General features: G+C 68.1%; 13 protein-coding genes and 1 tRNA gene. 9 read left to right on the top strand and 5 right to left on the bottom strand.

What is annotated here, in order from left to right; genetic code table 11:
- Nucleotides 1-61 precede the first annotated feature (61 nt).
- The 7 genes from ACPA54_RS12870 to ACPA54_RS12840 all read left to right on the top strand — a co-directional run bounded on the left by ACPA54_RS12870 (nt 62) and on the right by ACPA54_RS12840 (nt 8,659).
- Nucleotides 62-1,555: a DUF3375 domain-containing protein gene (locus ACPA54_RS12870; protein WP_423529126.1), complete on the top strand. Its 1,494-nt coding sequence runs from the start codon at nt 62-64 to the stop codon at nt 1,553-1,555.
- Nucleotides 1,552-2,184, top strand: a complete 633-nt coding sequence (locus ACPA54_RS12865) for a DUF4194 domain-containing protein (RefSeq protein ID WP_423529124.1) — start codon at nt 1,552-1,554, stop codon at nt 2,182-2,184. Before ACPA54_RS12870 ends, ACPA54_RS12865 begins: the two co-directional genes overlap by 4 nt.
- Nucleotides 2,184-5,594, top strand: coding sequence for an ATP-binding protein (locus tag ACPA54_RS12860; RefSeq protein ID WP_423529122.1), 3,411 nt, complete (start codon nt 2,184-2,186; stop codon nt 5,592-5,594). Before ACPA54_RS12865 ends, ACPA54_RS12860 begins: the two co-directional genes overlap by 1 nt.
- The gene (locus ACPA54_RS12855; protein WP_423529120.1) at nt 5,591-6,781 is read left to right on the top strand and encodes a Wadjet anti-phage system protein JetD domain-containing protein; all 1,191 of its coding nucleotides are present in this window, start codon (nt 5,591-5,593) and stop codon (nt 6,779-6,781) included. Before ACPA54_RS12860 ends, ACPA54_RS12855 begins: the two co-directional genes overlap by 4 nt.
- A gap of 216 nt (nt 6,782-6,997) precedes the next feature.
- On the top strand, nt 6,998-7,744 hold the full coding sequence (locus ACPA54_RS12850) for a hypothetical protein (protein ID WP_423529119.1): 747 nt from the start codon (nt 6,998-7,000) through the stop codon (nt 7,742-7,744).
- A gap of 154 nt (nt 7,745-7,898) precedes the next feature.
- Nucleotides 7,899-8,390, top strand: coding sequence for a hypothetical protein (locus ACPA54_RS12845; protein WP_423529117.1), 492 nt, complete (start codon nt 7,899-7,901; stop codon nt 8,388-8,390).
- Between the two features lie 195 nt (nt 8,391-8,585).
- Nucleotides 8,586-8,659: transfer RNA gene (locus ACPA54_RS12840), tRNA-Phe, on the top strand.
- Between the two features lie 413 nt (nt 8,660-9,072).
- On the opposite strand, the gene ACPA54_RS12835 is transcribed toward ACPA54_RS12840, so the two are convergent.
- On the bottom strand, nt 9,073-9,411 hold the full coding sequence (locus ACPA54_RS12835; protein ID WP_423529115.1) for a hypothetical protein: 339 nt from the start codon (nt 9,409-9,411) through the stop codon (nt 9,073-9,075).
- Nucleotides 9,412-9,735: 324 nt separating this feature from the next.
- Here ACPA54_RS12835 and ACPA54_RS12830 point away from each other — a divergent pair, with 324 nt between their 5' ends.
- Entirely contained in the window at nt 9,736-10,464 is a 729-nt protein-coding gene (locus ACPA54_RS12830; RefSeq protein WP_423529113.1) for a class I SAM-dependent methyltransferase, read from the top strand.
- Here the strand turns inward: ACPA54_RS12830 and ACPA54_RS12825 are convergent.
- Nucleotides 10,452-11,180 (bottom strand): TetR/AcrR family transcriptional regulator, encoded by a 729-nt coding sequence (locus tag ACPA54_RS12825; protein WP_423529111.1) that lies wholly within the window; start codon nt 11,178-11,180, stop codon nt 10,452-10,454. The two genes, ACPA54_RS12830 and ACPA54_RS12825, sit on opposite strands and share 13 nt — an antisense overlap.
- A 142-nt stretch (nt 11,181-11,322) precedes the next feature.
- Between ACPA54_RS12825 and ACPA54_RS12820 the strand changes: the two genes are divergently transcribed.
- A complete protein-coding gene (locus ACPA54_RS12820) occupies nt 11,323-12,495 on the top strand; it encodes an acyl-CoA dehydrogenase family protein (protein WP_423529109.1) in 1,173 nt (390 codons plus the stop codon).
- Nucleotides 12,496-12,628: 133 nt separating this feature from the next.
- Here ACPA54_RS12820 and ACPA54_RS12815 read toward each other — a convergent pair whose 3' ends face one another.
- The 3 genes from ACPA54_RS12815 to ACPA54_RS12805 form a co-directional block, all read right to left on the bottom strand.
- Nucleotides 12,629-13,039, bottom strand: coding sequence for a VOC family protein (locus tag ACPA54_RS12815; RefSeq protein WP_423529107.1), 411 nt, complete (start codon nt 13,037-13,039; stop codon nt 12,629-12,631).
- Nucleotides 13,040-13,175: 136 nt separating this feature from the next.
- On the bottom strand, nt 13,176-14,336 hold the full coding sequence (locus ACPA54_RS12810; protein WP_423529105.1) for a pyridoxal phosphate-dependent aminotransferase: 1,161 nt from the start codon (nt 14,334-14,336) through the stop codon (nt 13,176-13,178).
- Between the two features lie 63 nt (nt 14,337-14,399).
- The gene (locus ACPA54_RS12805) at nt 14,400-14,771 is read right to left on the bottom strand and encodes a MerR family transcriptional regulator (protein ID WP_423529103.1); all 372 of its coding nucleotides are present in this window, start codon (nt 14,769-14,771) and stop codon (nt 14,400-14,402) included.
- Between the last annotated feature and the right edge of the window lie 49 nt (nt 14,772-14,820).

Below are 14,820 nucleotides of genomic sequence, written 5' to 3'. Positions count from 1 at the left end.
GAACAGTGGGGAGTTTCCTGATTCGTGGGTACGCCCCCGTGACTGTACGTACGATGCCGAGGTGGACTACGACGAGCTCACCGCGCTTCGTCGGCATGATCCGGCATGGCGGCTGCTGCGAGCAGGCCATGCGCCGCTGGTACTTGCCTTTCTGGGGCGGGTCTTCGTCGATGAGAGCGCTCGTTCGGTAGCGGCCGCGGAGTTGACGGCGCGTTTCGAGGACATGCTCTACGTGCTGCGTGAGCAACTTGGTGAAGACGCCTTCCCCAAGAAGCCGACCGCCTACCTCGACGACTGGGCTGCCCCTGAGCAGGGGTGGCTGCGCAAGTTCTACCCGCAGGGTTCGAACGAGCCGCATTATGAGGCGACTGCCGCTCTGGAGAAGGCAGTCGGCTGGGTTGCCTCGTTGCGGGCCAGGGCCTTCGTGGGTACTGAGTCCCGGCTCGGCATTGTCATCGAACTGCTGCGGCAGATGGCCTTCGGTACCGAGACCGACCAAGTCGCGCGGCTGCAGGAGCTGCAGCGCCGGCGCGACGAGATCGACCGGGAGATCGCCCGCGTCCAGGCCGGCGAACTCGACATCATGCCCGACTCGGCGGTCCGCGATCGTTACCAGCAGTTCGCGCAGACCGCGTATGGCATCCTGTCCGACTTCCGTGAGGTCGAGGCCAACTTCCGCCGCCTGGATCGAGCCGTCCGCGAGCGCATCTCCACGTGGGACGGAGGCAAAGGCGACCTGCTGAGAAGTGTGCTCGGCGATCGCGACGCCATCGCGGACTCCGACGAAGGCCGGAGCTTCCATGCCTTCTACGACTTCCTGCTTTCGCCCGGTAGGCAGGAGGAGTTCGATGCACTGCTGCAGTCCGTGCAATCCCTGGCCGCGGTAGAGAACCCCGACGCGCGATTGGCGCACATCCAGTACGACTGGCTTGAGGCCGCCGGTCGCGCCCAGGCAACCGTACGCCTGTTGTCCGAGCAACTGCGGAGGTTCCTCGACGACCAGGTCTGGTTGGAGAACCGCCGCGTCATGGACATTCTGCGGAACATCGAGGTACAGGCACTCCGACTGCGCGAACTTCCCGGCGCAGACCGCCTGCACATGGAGATGGACCAGGCCGCGCCGGAAATCACGTTGCCCTTGGAACGCCCCATGTACCGGCCGAAGGCCGCCCTGGTGATCGACTCCGCTGCGCCGGACTCCGCGGAAGACGACATCGACGCCGACGTCCTCTTCGACCAGGTGTATGTCGACCATCAGCGTCTCATCCAGGCCGTCCGCGCCTGCATGGGCGATGGCGCGCAGGTCGGGTTGGGCACGGTGCTGGACGCGTACCCCCTGGAGCAGGGCTTGGCCGAGCTGATCTCGTATATGGCGCTGTCGGACACCGCCTTCGAGGTCGTTTGCGACGCGTCGGCGGAGCAGCTGGTCAGCTGGCAGGCCAGTGCATCGGACGACATGGTGCGGACAGCACGGCTTCCACGAGTGACGTTCGTGCGCAGGCGCTCGGCATCGGCAGTCTCGGTGACGCAGGTGCCCGAAAGGAACGCAGAGTGAGCGATGCACACTTCGGGCTCGCGGTCGCGCAGCTCATGAAAGGCGTGGTGTACCGCGATCAGCACGAAGCCGCTTGGCGGCACCTGATGGCTGGCCAGGCGCAGGTCCGCGACCACGTCGCTGTCATCGGCCTGACGGTCGTGGTGGACGACGCGGAGGGGTACGCCTACCTGACGTCGCGGCCCGAGGATCCGGACGCCCAGGGCGAGACCGTCGAGCTGCCGCGGCTGGTGCCTCGTCATCGCCTCTCGCTGCACGTGAGCCTCCTGCTCGCACTCTTGCGCAAGCGTCTTGCCGAACACGACGCACAGGGCGGTGACGCCCGCCTGGTGCTGACCGGCGAGCAGATCGCGGACATGATGCGGCTCTTCCTGCCGGAGACCACGCAGGAGGCGCGGCTCATGGACCGCATCAAGGTCCACATAGCGAAGGCCGAGGATCTGAGCTTCCTCCGCCGGCTCGGCGGCACAGATGCCTATGAAGTCCGCCGCATTCTCAAGGCCTTCGTGGATGCCGAGTGGCTCTCCGGGTTCGAGGAGGCGTTGCGGGCATACGGCGCCGAAGTCTCGGGCGCGACCGACGGCAACGGGCCTTCCGACGCATCGGACCTGGGAAGCGGGGGTGACTGATGGACGGGCTGTTCGCCGCGGTCGAACTGGAGGACACAGCCAGTGCGTCGACACGGCGTCCGGGATTCCGCCTCGACCGTTTGGAGGTCTACAACTGGGGAACTTTCGACCACCGCATCTGGTCCCTGGGACTTGACGCCGCTGACGGCCTGCTGACCGGCGACATCGGGTCGGGCAAGTCGACGCTGGTGGATGCGATCACGACGTTGCTGCTGCCTGCGCACCGGATCTCGTACAACAAGGCGGCAGGTGCCGAGACACGGGAACGGTCGCTGCGGTCGTATGTGCTCGGTTACCACAAGTCCGAGCGCAGCGAAGTTTCCGGTCTGTCCCGGCCGGTCGGGCTGCGCAAACCTGGTGCCTACTCGGTGCTCCTCGGAGCCTTCGTCAACCACGCGCTGGACGCGCACGTCACGCTGGCCCAGGTTTTCTGGATGCCGGACAGCCTGCAGTCCACCCCGAGCCGGTTCTTCGTCACGGCCTCGGGGGACCTGTCCATCGCCTCTGACTTCACCGATTTCGGGACGGACATGACCGCGCTGCGTCGTCGACTGCGCAAGCACGGTGCCGATGTTCACACCGGCTTTCCCGAGTACGGACGTGGTTTCCGTCGCCTTCTGGGCATCCCGTCCGAACAAGCGATGGAGCTGTTCCACCAGACCGTTTCGATGAAGGCAGTCGGGGATCTCAATGACTTCGTCCGCCAGCACATGCTCGAACCTTTCGACACCGCGAGCACGATCGCCGCCATGGTCGGTCACTTCGACGACCTGGACCGTGCACACGAAGCCGTCATGAAGGCACGTACGCAACTTGAACTGCTCGACCCGCTCTTGGCCGACTGCGCAAAATTCGATGCCGTCGAGGCGCGGCTTGGCGCGGTCCGCCGGGAGCTGGAGGCAGTCCCCTACTTCATCGCCGAGCGCAAGGACATGCTCCTTCAGACCACCGTTGCCGTACTTCAGCGGGAAGAAGGTCGACTCACTCTTGGCGCTTCCACCGCGAAGTCCCAGCTGAGAGAGCTCCGCGACCGGATCCAGCGTCTCGAAATCGAACGGGCCGGCCTAGGCGGCAACCGGATCGCCGAAATCGAACGTGAGGTGAAGGCGGCCAAGTCACGTCGCGACGACCAGCATCGACGTGCTGACAGCTACGATGCCCTACTCCTCAGCGCCGGTCTGGAGCCGGTCTCCGACGCCTCGCAGTTCGCGGCTCGGCGGGAACGCATCCACGTGCAGCGCACGGCGATGGAAGACGACCGAACGACAGCGCAGCAGAAGGTCACCGAGACTGCCCTCGCCGAGCAGAACCTCGACGGTGAGATCAAGGAGGCGCGGGCCGAGATCGCCAGTCTCCGGGACCGTCGCAGCAACATCCCTCGACGCAGCCTGGAGCTGCGGACTCGACTCTGCGCGGCGGTAGGCGTCGGGCCTGACAGCCTGCCGTTCGCCGGCGAGCTGATCCAGGTGCGCGCTGAAGAGAGTGCGTGGGAAGGCGCAGCTGAGCGAGTGTTGCGCGGATTCGGGCTCTCACTCCTGGTGGCAGAGCGACACTACGCGGCCGTCGCTGGCTGGATCGATGCCCACCACCTCGGTACGAAGATCGTGTACTACCGCGTGCCGGATCACCTGCGTACGGTGCCACCGCCCGAGCACGATCCCGACGCGCACCGTCGGCTTGCCGCCAAACTTGACGTGGACGAGACGCAGTTCGCGCCGTGGATCAAGCGGGAGCTGGCCAATCGGGCGGGCCTCATATGCGTGGAGTCCATGACGGAATTTCACCGCGTGGAACGGGCGCTGACCAAGTCCGGGCAAATCAAGTCGGGGCGAGGACGTCACGAGAAGGACGACACCAGGCGCATCGACGACCGGGCCACCTACGTCCTCGGTTGGAGCAACGAGCGCAAGATCGACGCGTTGGTGTCCACGCTGACCAGGCTCAACGACAGATTCCTTGGCCTGCGAGGTGACTCCGCGAGGGCCGCCGCCGAGTTCGACCGCGTCAACGGCCAGGTGGAGGTGCTCGGGCTGCTTGCCGCATACACGGACTTCGCCGAGCTCGACTGGCGCGGCACGGCGGCGGCCATCGAGGGGCTGAAGGAGGAGATCAAACGCATCACCAAGGCTTCCAGCGAACTGACGAGAGTCACGGAGCGGCTTGCCGAGCTCGCCGAGGAACTCCTCAAGAAGGAGAAGGAACACGAGGCTCTGGTTGGCGAACAGGGGGAGCTGCGCAACGCCAGAGAAAACGCCGAGCGGTTGGCTTTGCGTAATCAGCAGCTCTTGGACGGGCCCGCCTTCGCAGACGCTCGTGGACAGTTCGACGCTCTGATGCGCCGTGCGGGGACGGCGTTGGCGGATGACGTCGAAGCCTACGACGACCTGGCGGGCCGGCTTGCCTCTCGATTGAACTCCGAGCGCGAGGCGAAGCAACGAGAACAGCGCACGCTGGAGTCCAAGATCGTCCAGGCCATGGCCCGTTTCCGGGTCGCGTATCCGCTCGAAACGGCGGATATGGACAACAACGTGCGGTCCGCAGCCGAGTACCGGGCATTGCACGCAGCGCTGGTTCAGGATGATCTTCCTCGCTACGAGGAAGAGTTCAAACGACACCTGAACGTCAACACGATCCGCGACATCGCCACCTTCCAGTCGCAGTTCGGCAGACAAGAGCAATTGATCCGGCAGCGCGTCGACACCATCAATGACTCGCTGATCAGCATCGACTACAACGAAGGCCGCTACATCCAGCTGGAGGTCGCCCGCAGCCCGAACACCGAGATCAGCGACTTCCGCCACGACCTCCGGGCATGCACCGAGGGTGGGGTCTCGTCCGACGGTTCCGACCAGTACACCGAGCAGAAGTTTCTCCAGGTCAAGGCGCTGATCCAGCGATTCAAAGGCCGGGAGGGGTTTGCCGATGCCGACAAGGCTTGGGTGCGCAGGGTCACGGACGTCCGCAACTGGTTCGTCTTCTCTGCGTCCGAGCGGTGGCGCAGCGACGATGCCGAGTTCGAGACGTACACCGGCTCGAGCGGGAAATCGGGTGGGCAGAAAGAGAAGCTGGCGTACACGATCCTGGCGGCATCGTTGGCCTACCAGTTCAAGTTGGACTGGGGGGCCACCGCATCGAAGACCTTCCGCTTCGTTGTCATCGACGAGGCATTCGGCCGGGGCTCCGAGGAGTCGGCCCGATTTGCGCTCGGTCTGTTCCGCCGTCTCGGCCTGCAACTCCTGGTGGTGACTCCGCTGCAGAAGATCCAGGTGATCGAGCCGTATGTCTCCGCTGTGGGTTTCGTCGACAATCCGACGGGCAGCTACTCCCGGCTGCAGACCCTGACGATCGAAGAGTACCGAGAGCGACAGGCCGCTCACCTGGCCCGGCGCGCGGAGCGCGAGGCGTCATGATCCCGGACCAATGGACGCGACCCGGTGATGTCGTATCGCTTCTGAGGAAGCGATTCGAGCGCGGTGACTTCCTGCGGCAGTGGGCCGCAAGCCAGGCTTGGGAGCCCTACCAGGTGCCGATCAAGGGGCCGACGGCACGGGAGCTCGCGGACAATTTCGGTGCCGCCCAGGAGTGGACCCAGCTGTGGCTCACACAGCGGCCCCGCGCTCTCCGGCTGGAGACACGTGAGGTTGGCGGCCGACTAGTCGGCGCGAACCATGTGCCCGCGCGCGTGTGGATCGACACGTACGAGGCTATGTGGGATGTCCTGGGTGTCGACAAACAGGTCCGCCGGTACGCGGATCTCCTGGAACAGGCCAGAGAATTCGCCGCCCCAGGCATTGCGGAATGGATGGCCGAGCACCCACGTCAGGTACTCGCCGACGCCGATGTCTGGCCGCAACTCGTCGCCACCGCGGAGTGGATAGTCCATCGGTCTCGGCCCGGAATCCCGCTGCGTCACATCGACGTTCCTGCGGTCGACACGAAGTTCGTCGAGAACCACAAGGCGCGTCTGGCCGACCTCCTCGACACGGTCTTGCCGTCCGACCGCATCGACGACACCGTTCCCCGCGGTGATTTCACAGCCCGCTATCGCTTCGCGGCCAAGCCGGAGTACGTCCGATTGCGGCGCCTCGGACGTACCCGGTGGCCGTTCCTGGGGGTCAGCGAGATCACCATCCGGGTCAGCGAGCTGGTCGACATCCCCATGGAAGCGGCAACCGTCTACGTAGTGGAGAACGAAACTACATACCTGGCCTTCCCCGAGGTCGACGACGCCTTGGTCATCTTCGGAGGCGGCTATGCGGCTGGAAGCCGACTCGCCGCGCTGAACTGGCTCGGCGAGCGCTCGGTGGCCTACTGGGGTGACATCGACACACACGGCTTCGCCATCCTCGACCGCCTGCGCCGACGCTTCCCCCGCATGCGCTCGATGCTCATGGACCGCGAGACCCTGCTGGGCCATGAGGCGCACTGGGTTACCGAACCGTCGCCCCACCGAGGCGAGCTGTCGGCCCTGACGCGGGAGGAGTCGGATTTGTATCGCGACCTCCAGGACGACCGCTTCGGTCGCGGGGTACGTCTTGAACAGGAGCGTGTGCGCTTCGGCCAAGTCATCCGTGCCGTTCAACACGCCCAAGCGTGAGGCATCGCCGAAAGGGCATTTCGTTCGGTTCACCGGCGTTCCAGCCGCGTCTCACGCGGCACGCGGATATCCGGAGGCCCCGGTGGATGCTCAGAGATGAGTCATCACGCGTCGCACTCGCTCATCACGTGGTCTGCTGCGGCCGAGTGTCGATCTATTTGGGACCTGCGGCGCTGCGCTGGATAGAGATCGAGCACGGCGGAACTGGAGTGGGACATGGCCAAGCTGACAGAGGAACAGCTGTGCCGGCGACGACTGGCGCGAGCCCGGCGAGAGGCCTTGGCGGCCGAGGAGGATGAACGCCGCATGGCGGAGCGGCGGGCGATGTGGGAGCGCGAGGGCATGTACCAGACGCGCGAGGAGTTCGAGTCAGGCGAACCCTGCCGAGGATGTGGTGAACCACTGCTCGACGGACACGGTGCTCGAATCGGGCTTGTGCACATGACCCCCGAGCAGCGGGCCGAGCACGATGCGGAGGAGGCGCGATTCAAGGAACGGCACGGGGACTGTCACGCGTTTCGATGGACCATGGAGGGCTCACGCACGATGCACTGCGGGTACTGCTGCCCCCCGCACCCCATGAGCGCCAGGCAGTGGAAGGCGATCTCGCGGATCCTCGATTCGGGGCCGAAGGACCCAGACCGATGGAAAGAGCTCGACGCCTGGGATCTTGCCCTCACTTGCAACCACGTCGTTCAAAAAACCGCGCATCGAAGCAACGACCGCTACAGCGCGAGCGTCATCGATTGCCCTGAGTGCGGCCAGAAGAGGGGGATCGTCGAGCAAACGCGCGTGGGTCCAGCCGACGATCCCGAGGGGAGGATCCGGGAGGAACGGTTGGCCCAAGAACTTGCCGCGGCCGAAGCCAAGCTTGTGCGGCAGCGCCAGGCCACGGCCGCGACAGAGGCGCGGATTGCGGACCTGCGTCGGCAGGCGGACGCGCCTCGTCATGCCGGTGAATGACGTCCCTCGCCATGAGTCGAGCAGCGCCGTCCCGGTTGGTTCCACAGCCTTCGAATTGCACAACGAGAGGTGCGCGCAGGGGAGGCGACGCCTGTCGAGCACATGGTGCGTCACGACGCGCGATCCAGGGATTGCTGAGGCAACTTCGGCCCTCATGGGCGGGATGCACAGCCGCGTGGTGTCGGCGGATGGTCAGCTTGAAGTCTTGACCAGCGCAACGAGTATCGAGGTCGTTCTGGATAGCTCGATGATCACCGTGCACCCGGCGCCGCAGGCACCCGGCCGAGCCGTCAGCCGTACCGCCGAATCGCCTCCTGCGATGTTCTGCGGATGCGCGACGGGTCTGGGGGAGGAGACGGCCGCTTGTGTCCAGGCTTGGCATTACCCGATTGCGACGGTCGACTTCCGCCTGGGAGCGGCCTATGACCTCGGTGTGGGACGTTTCACAGGGATCGTGCGGGAAATCGCGAACACCCTGCCCGCCGTCCAGGCCAAGCTGGCGCAGGTGAGCGGCGAGGCGCTCTGCGAGTTCTACGTCAGGGTGGTCGACATTACGACGCTGCATGGCACGCTGGTGCGCTTCCACCTTCCGGCCATCCGCGTTGTCGGACCCTGGCGTCCCCCTTTGCCGGGAACAGCTTCATGACAAGCCTCTCGACCTGGAACAGACGGCCACCCAGGCTGCCAGCGTCGGATGGCGAGCGTGGCTGCCAGAGGCGTTCAATGTGAGCCCCTGGTGTGCCCGTGGTGTGCCCGGACGGGAAGCAACGGGGGCGGACGCGGGAGTAATTGCGGGCCGAGAATGGGCTGCGATCTAGACAAATTCGGACAGTGAAAGACGGTGGAGGACAGGGGCGGAATGATCTTCGTCGACTGAAAATCGGAAGGTCGGCGGTTCGACCCCGCCCCTGGCCACTCAAACGCAAAGCCCCGAAGTCGACCAAGTCGACGACGGGGCTTCTTTGTTGTGCGCGGCAGCGGGTCGGCGGGGCGGGTGTGCCCGAGGCCACAGGGGGTGTGTGGGCTCCGCTCCCGGTCGGCGGCGCGGTCCGGGGGAGCAGGCCGACCGCGGGCGAGTGGCGCGCGGCACGTTCCCAGGCCGGGTGGGGGAGAAGCGCGGGGCTGCCGGTTCGGGATTTCCGGGTCGTCGCGGACCGCGCCGGGCCGGGAGGGACCCGGTCGGGGTGGGATGGCGCACCAGGTGCTGTGATCCGCGTCATCGTGAAGGGAAGCGGGCGCGTGGTCGAGCCGGACGGTGGGGCTGTCCCACAGCCCTCCGGTGATGCGCGCCCACCGTCTGAGAGCCCCGCACACCTCCACCCGCCGCCCTATCCCAAGGACTCCGCGCAATGCCGACACCGGCGGTCCGCCGTCGTGCCGAGGCGGCCGCCGGTGGCGGTGGCCGGGTGGGTGTCGCTGATGCGGGTCCAGAGGCCGGGGGGTGGGTCGGTGATCCAGCCCCAGTGGGAGCCGGGCCTGAGGACGTCGGACTCGGTCATGTGGGTGCAGCCGCCCGGGGTGTGGGCGATGCGGCCGGGGGAGATCAGGATGGCGGTGCCGGGGAGGCGGGTCCACGGGATCGGTTCGGCGCTCGGGGTGGCGGGGGTCCGGCAAGCGCAGCCTTGGCCGATGATCAAGTCACAGTGTTCGCAGTGCTGTTCTTTCATGCGTCGACGGTAGGGCGGCGGCCGCGTTCGGCGGGGTGCCGACGGCCGAGGACGACCCGAAAGTGGAGTGGGCGGGCTGGCTCTGTGCTTCGCTGGGGGCGCGGGATCGCCGGCGGCGGCCCGGGACGGCCTGCGCCCGGGGTGTGCTTCCGTGCGCCCTGTCGTGCGATGTCGGCGGCGCCGGAGGATGGCGTCGCGGCAGGCGGGGATACGGGCGGACCGGACGTGCGGGACCGGAGGCCCGTGGAACGGAAAGCCACGCGACGAACCCCGCCGACGCGCACGACCGCCCCCGCCCGACGCCCCCGAAGGAGACACGACCCCATGACGCCGCGCGGTACGCCCGGGTTCGAGTACGCCGGGCGGATCCCGTCCCTGGCCGAGGTGTACTGGGACACCGAATACGCCCAAGGCCGCCTGCTCGACCTGCCACCGGAGCCCCTGGTCGAGGACATCCTCTCCGCGGCCCGGCGGTTCGGTCTGACGCACGACGAGGGGTTGTACATCGGGGTCGGGAACGGCCGCAATTACCTGCCGCTGGTGGCCGGCGGCCTTGACCTGGTCGGCCTGGACATCTCCGCCGTCGGCCTCGCCGAGATCCGGAACCGCGCCCCGGAGCGCGCGCACCGGCTGGTGCACGGCGACCTCGGCGCGCTGCCCGCGGACGCCCGGTTCGGGGTCGTCGCGGGGATCAACGTTTTCCAGCACGGCACCCGCGAGCAGGCGCACGCCCACGTGCGTGCGGCGCTCGACCGGGTGGCGCCCGGCGGGCTGTTCGCGATCCGGGTGACCGCGGTGGGGACCGAGGTGACGCGGCCGTACGAGGTGCTCGGCGAGCACGACGACGGCTCGATGACGATCCGCTACCTGCCCGAGGACCGCGACGCGCCGGGCATCACTTCGCACTACTTCAGCCAGGCCGGGCTCGCCGAACTGCTCGGCGGCCACGACGAGGTGCTGCCGCTGCGCGACGACCGCACCGACCGGGCCACCGGGAAGCGGGGACGCCGGCGCCGCTGGGAGGCCATCGTGCGGCGCGGCTACAAATTCTGACCGGAGGCGGCACCGCCGGTGCGGCCGGGAGCCGGATCGGGACCGCCGTCGGCGCCGGCATCCCCGCCCCGCTCCGCCACCACCGCCGCATATCGGACGGTGAGCCCCGCCATCAACGCTTCCAACCCCGCCTCGAACGCCGACTCGTCGATCTCGCGCTGGGCGTCGGCCAGCAGGTGGGCCTGGTCGAGGTGCGGGTACGTCCCGGCGTACACCGCCGCGTCGTCCGGGAAGCCGCCCGCGAAGGACCCCAGGGCGGAGCCGGTCACGAAGTAGCGCATCAGCACGCCGACCCGGGTGGCCTGCGCGCGCGGCCACCCGGCGTCGACCAGGGCGCCGAACACCGCGTCGGCCATGCGCAGGGCGTGCGGCCGCCGTCCGGGGCCGGTGGCCAGCGCCGGGACGATGTGCGGGTGCCCGGCCAGGACTTCGCGGTACGAGCGCGCCCATTGCCGCAGCGCGTCCGGCCACGGGGTGCCTTCCGCCCCGACGCCGGCGAAGCCGGTGATGTCGACTTCGCCGAGCACGGTGTCGACGACCGCGTCGATGATCGCGTCCTTGCCGGCGAAGTGGTTGTAGAGCGCGGGCCCGCTGACCCCGAGTTCGGCGGCGAGGCGGCGGGTGGAGACCGCTTCCAGGCTCTCGGCGTCCACGAGGGCGAGAGCCGTGGCGACGATGCGGTCCCGGCTGAGCAGCGGTCGGCGGGGCCGTCCCACGATGCGCGCCTCCTGAAGGCCTTCCCGGATACGACGTTCGGTGCCCGGATACGACGGTGCCCGGGCGGTGTCTTCCGCCGGATCGGGCCGCGGGCTATAGTCCCAAATTATCACTGCTAATTAAGGCCGACGAGGAGCAACGGTGGACTTCTCCCTGACCGACGAGCAGAAGGCCATCCGGGACACCGCGCGCGCCTTCCTGGCGAAGGAAGTCATCCCGCTGGAACAGGAGGTGCTGCGCCGCGAGCGCCGGCACCAGCCCGGTCTGGAGCGCTCGGAGCTTCGCGAACTCCAGCTCAAGGCGAAGGAATTCGGCTTCTGGGGGCTGTCCACGCCGGAGGCGTACGGCGGCATGGAGCTGCCCGCGGTCACGCAGTCGCTGGTGTGGACCGAGATGGGGCGCACATTCGTGCCCTTCCGGTTCGGCGGCGAGGCCGACAACATCCTCTACTTCGCGGACGAGCGGCAGCAGGCCGAGTACCTGCTGCCGACGATCGCCGGGGACCGCATCTCGTGCTTCGCGATCACCGAGCCGGGCGCGGGCTCGGACGCCGCGAACATCAAGATGACCGCGCGCCGGGACGGCGACGACTGGATCCTCAACGGCGAGAAGACGTTCATCACCAACGGCAACGAGGCCGACTTCGCGATCGTCGTCGCGGTCAACGACAGGGACCTCGGGGTGCGGCGCGGCGGCACCACCGCGTTCCTGGTGGACCGGGAGATGGGCTGGACGTCGGAGTTCATCCAGACGATGGGCGAAGGCGGGCCCGCCGCCCTGGTGTTCGACGATGTGCGGGTGCCGTCGCGGAACGTCCTGGGCGAGGTCGGGCAGGGCTTCGAGCTGGGCATGAAGTGGATCGGCAAGGGCCGCTACACGATTCCCTCGCACGCCCTCGGCATCGCCGAGCGCGTCCTCCAGATGGCCGTCGAACACGCCCGCACCCGCGAGACGTTCGGTAAGCCCATCGGCGAGAACCAGGCCATCCAGTGGATGATCGCCGACTCCGAGGTGGAACTCGAGGCCGCGCGCATGCTGGTGCTGCGCGCCGCGTGGGCCATCGACCAGGGCCAGGACCCGCGGCACAGCTCGTCGATGGCGAAGCTCTACGGCGCGGGCATGGTCAACCGGGTCGTGGACCGTGCGCTGCAGATCCACGGCGGCATGGGGTACACCCGAGAGCTGCCGCTGGAGCGGTGGTACCGGCAGGTGCGGCTGTACCGGATCTTCGAGGGCACCGACGAGATGCAGCGCCTGATCATCTCCCGCGACCTGCTGCGCGGCTACACGAAGATCGGCGGCGGCCTGGGCTAGGGCGTATCCGGTGGACACGCCCGAGGGCGTGCCCCGGACCGTTCAGGACCCGTGCCGGGAGCTGTTCGCCCGGGTCGGCGGCGGTCGCGGCCGGGGCGGGCCGCCGCCGATCCGTCGGGCGGGAGCGTTCCGGTCAGCCCTGCGGCTCGATCGCGGCCGGGTCCATCCACATGACCTCCCACAGGTGCCCGTCCGGGTCCTGGAAGGAGCGGCTGTACATCGGGCCCTGCTCCATCGGCGGGTTGGCCTCGGCGCCGCCGTGCGCGAGGGCGAGGTCGGCGATGCGGTCGACGCCCGCACGGTCCTCGGCGCTGAGCGCGATGATCGCCTCGGTGGAGGTCCGCGCGTCGGCGATCTCCTTCTTCGTGAAGTTCTTGAAGAACGGCTCGGTCAGCAGCATGGCGAAGATCGTGTCGCTGATGACCACGCACGCGGCGTTCTCGTCGGTGAACTGCGGGTTGAGCGGGTAGCCGAGCGCCGTGTAGAACGCCTTGCTCGCGTCCAGGTCCTTGACCGGCAGGTTCACGAAGATCATGGTCGCCATCGGGCGCTCCTCTTCCGAGTGTCCGGACGTCCGGGTGCCGGGGTTCTCCGGGCGCCCCGGATCGTCCGGGTATCCGTGGGTACGTTCGGCTTCCGCCGTCGTTGTCACAGATGTAGACCGGAACCCCGCCCGAGACTCATCGGCGCGCCGAGGATTTCTTCGCGCGTTTGTGCAGCCAGTCGGCGAAGGCGGCCAGCGCCGGTCCCGGATCGCGGCGCCCGACGCCGATCCGGAAGCGGTCCCGCGGGGTGGGGCCCAGTTCGGAGCGGTAGATGTCGGCGGGCAGCAGCAGGACGCCGGCCTCCTCGACCAGGTCGCGGCAGAACGTGCCGACGTCGCCCGGCCCGAGGTAGCGCGGGTACGCGACACAGCCGCCGTCCGGCGCCCGCCACGCGAACAGGTCCGGGAACTCGGCGAAGAACGCGTCGAAGAGCGGCACGTTCTCCGCGACGATCGCCCGGTTGCGCCCCTGGATCGGCCCGCGCGCCTTCACCGCGATGCGCGCCAGGATCTCGCTCGGCGCCGCGTTGCAGATCGACGTGTAGTGCTTGGCCCGCTCCAGCCGGGACAGCAGCGCGCGGTCGCGGCAGGCGATCCAGCCGACGCGCAGCCCGGGCAGCCCGAACGACTTGGACAGGACGTTGAGCGACAGCGCCCGGTCGGACAGGTCCGCGGCCTGCGGCAGCGTCCGTGCCGGCTCGCGCTCCAGCCCGCGGTAGACCTCGTCGCTGAACAGGTGGATGCCGCGGGCGTCGCAGAGTTCGACGAGGCGGCGGAACGTCGTCTTGTCCACGACCTTGCCGGTCGGGTTGTGCGGGAAGTTCACCGACACCACCCGGGTGTGCGGGCGCAGCGCGGCCTCGATCCGGTCGACGTGCAGCGCCCAGTCGTCGTCCGGGTCGAGCGGCACCCCGGTCACCTCGCACAGCGCGAGCGGGACGGTCTCGGCGGACTGGTAGTTCGGCGTGGTGACGACGCAGTGGTCGTCCGGGCCGAGGAGCACCTGCATGGCGAGGTAGATCGCCTCTTCGGCGCCGGCGAAGCACAGCACGTCGTCGGGGGAGATGGTGCCGGAGTCGTAGGTGTCCGCGATCGCGGCGCGCAGCCCCGGGTCGCCGCGGGTCTCGGTGTAGCCGAGGGCCAGGTTCTCCCACGCCTCGCGGTCGGCGTCGTCCGCCAGCGCGAGCAGGTCGGCGACCCGCATGGTCTGCGCGTCCGATGCCGCCATGTGGAATCGCGCGGTGAACTCCCAGCGGGAAAAGTATGTTTCCAGGCGGAATTCGGGAAGTTCCGGCACTCGCAAGCTCCTTGCTCTGGCCGCGGGCTTCGGGCGGCACGTCGTGACAGGCCGCGGCAAGCGTCAGGCGGCGTTCGGCGGGTTCGCTTTCGCCGCGGCGATGAGGTTGCCGAGCGACGCGCGGGTGTGCTCCATCTCCGCTATGCGTGCTTCGAGTTCGTCCAAGTGGGTCTGCAGGTCGGCGCCCGCGCACGGGTGCAGGTCGGTGCCCGCGATGAAGCACGGCATCAGCTCGCGGATCACCGCGGTGGACAGCCCGACCGCGAGCAGCGTCCGCACGCGCTCGACGCCTTCGACCGTCTCCGCGGTGTAGTGCCGGTGGCCGCTCGCCGTGCGCTGCGACGTGATGAGGCCCTGCTCTTCGTAGTAGCGCAGCAGCCGCGGGTTGACGCCCGTGGCGCGGGCCAGGTCGCCGATCTTCATCAGGCCTGTCATGTGACCCCCCTCACATCCGCTTGAACCTCACATGGATGTCAGATCCTAA

The organism is Uniformispora flossi, from assembly GCF_049534875.1.
GTDB classification, from domain to species: domain Bacteria; phylum Actinomycetota; class Actinomycetes; order Streptomycetales; family Streptomycetaceae; genus Yinghuangia; species Yinghuangia aomiensis.
Note: the sequence above shows the minus strand (reverse complement) of the source record. Positions and strands in the feature narration are given on the sequence as shown.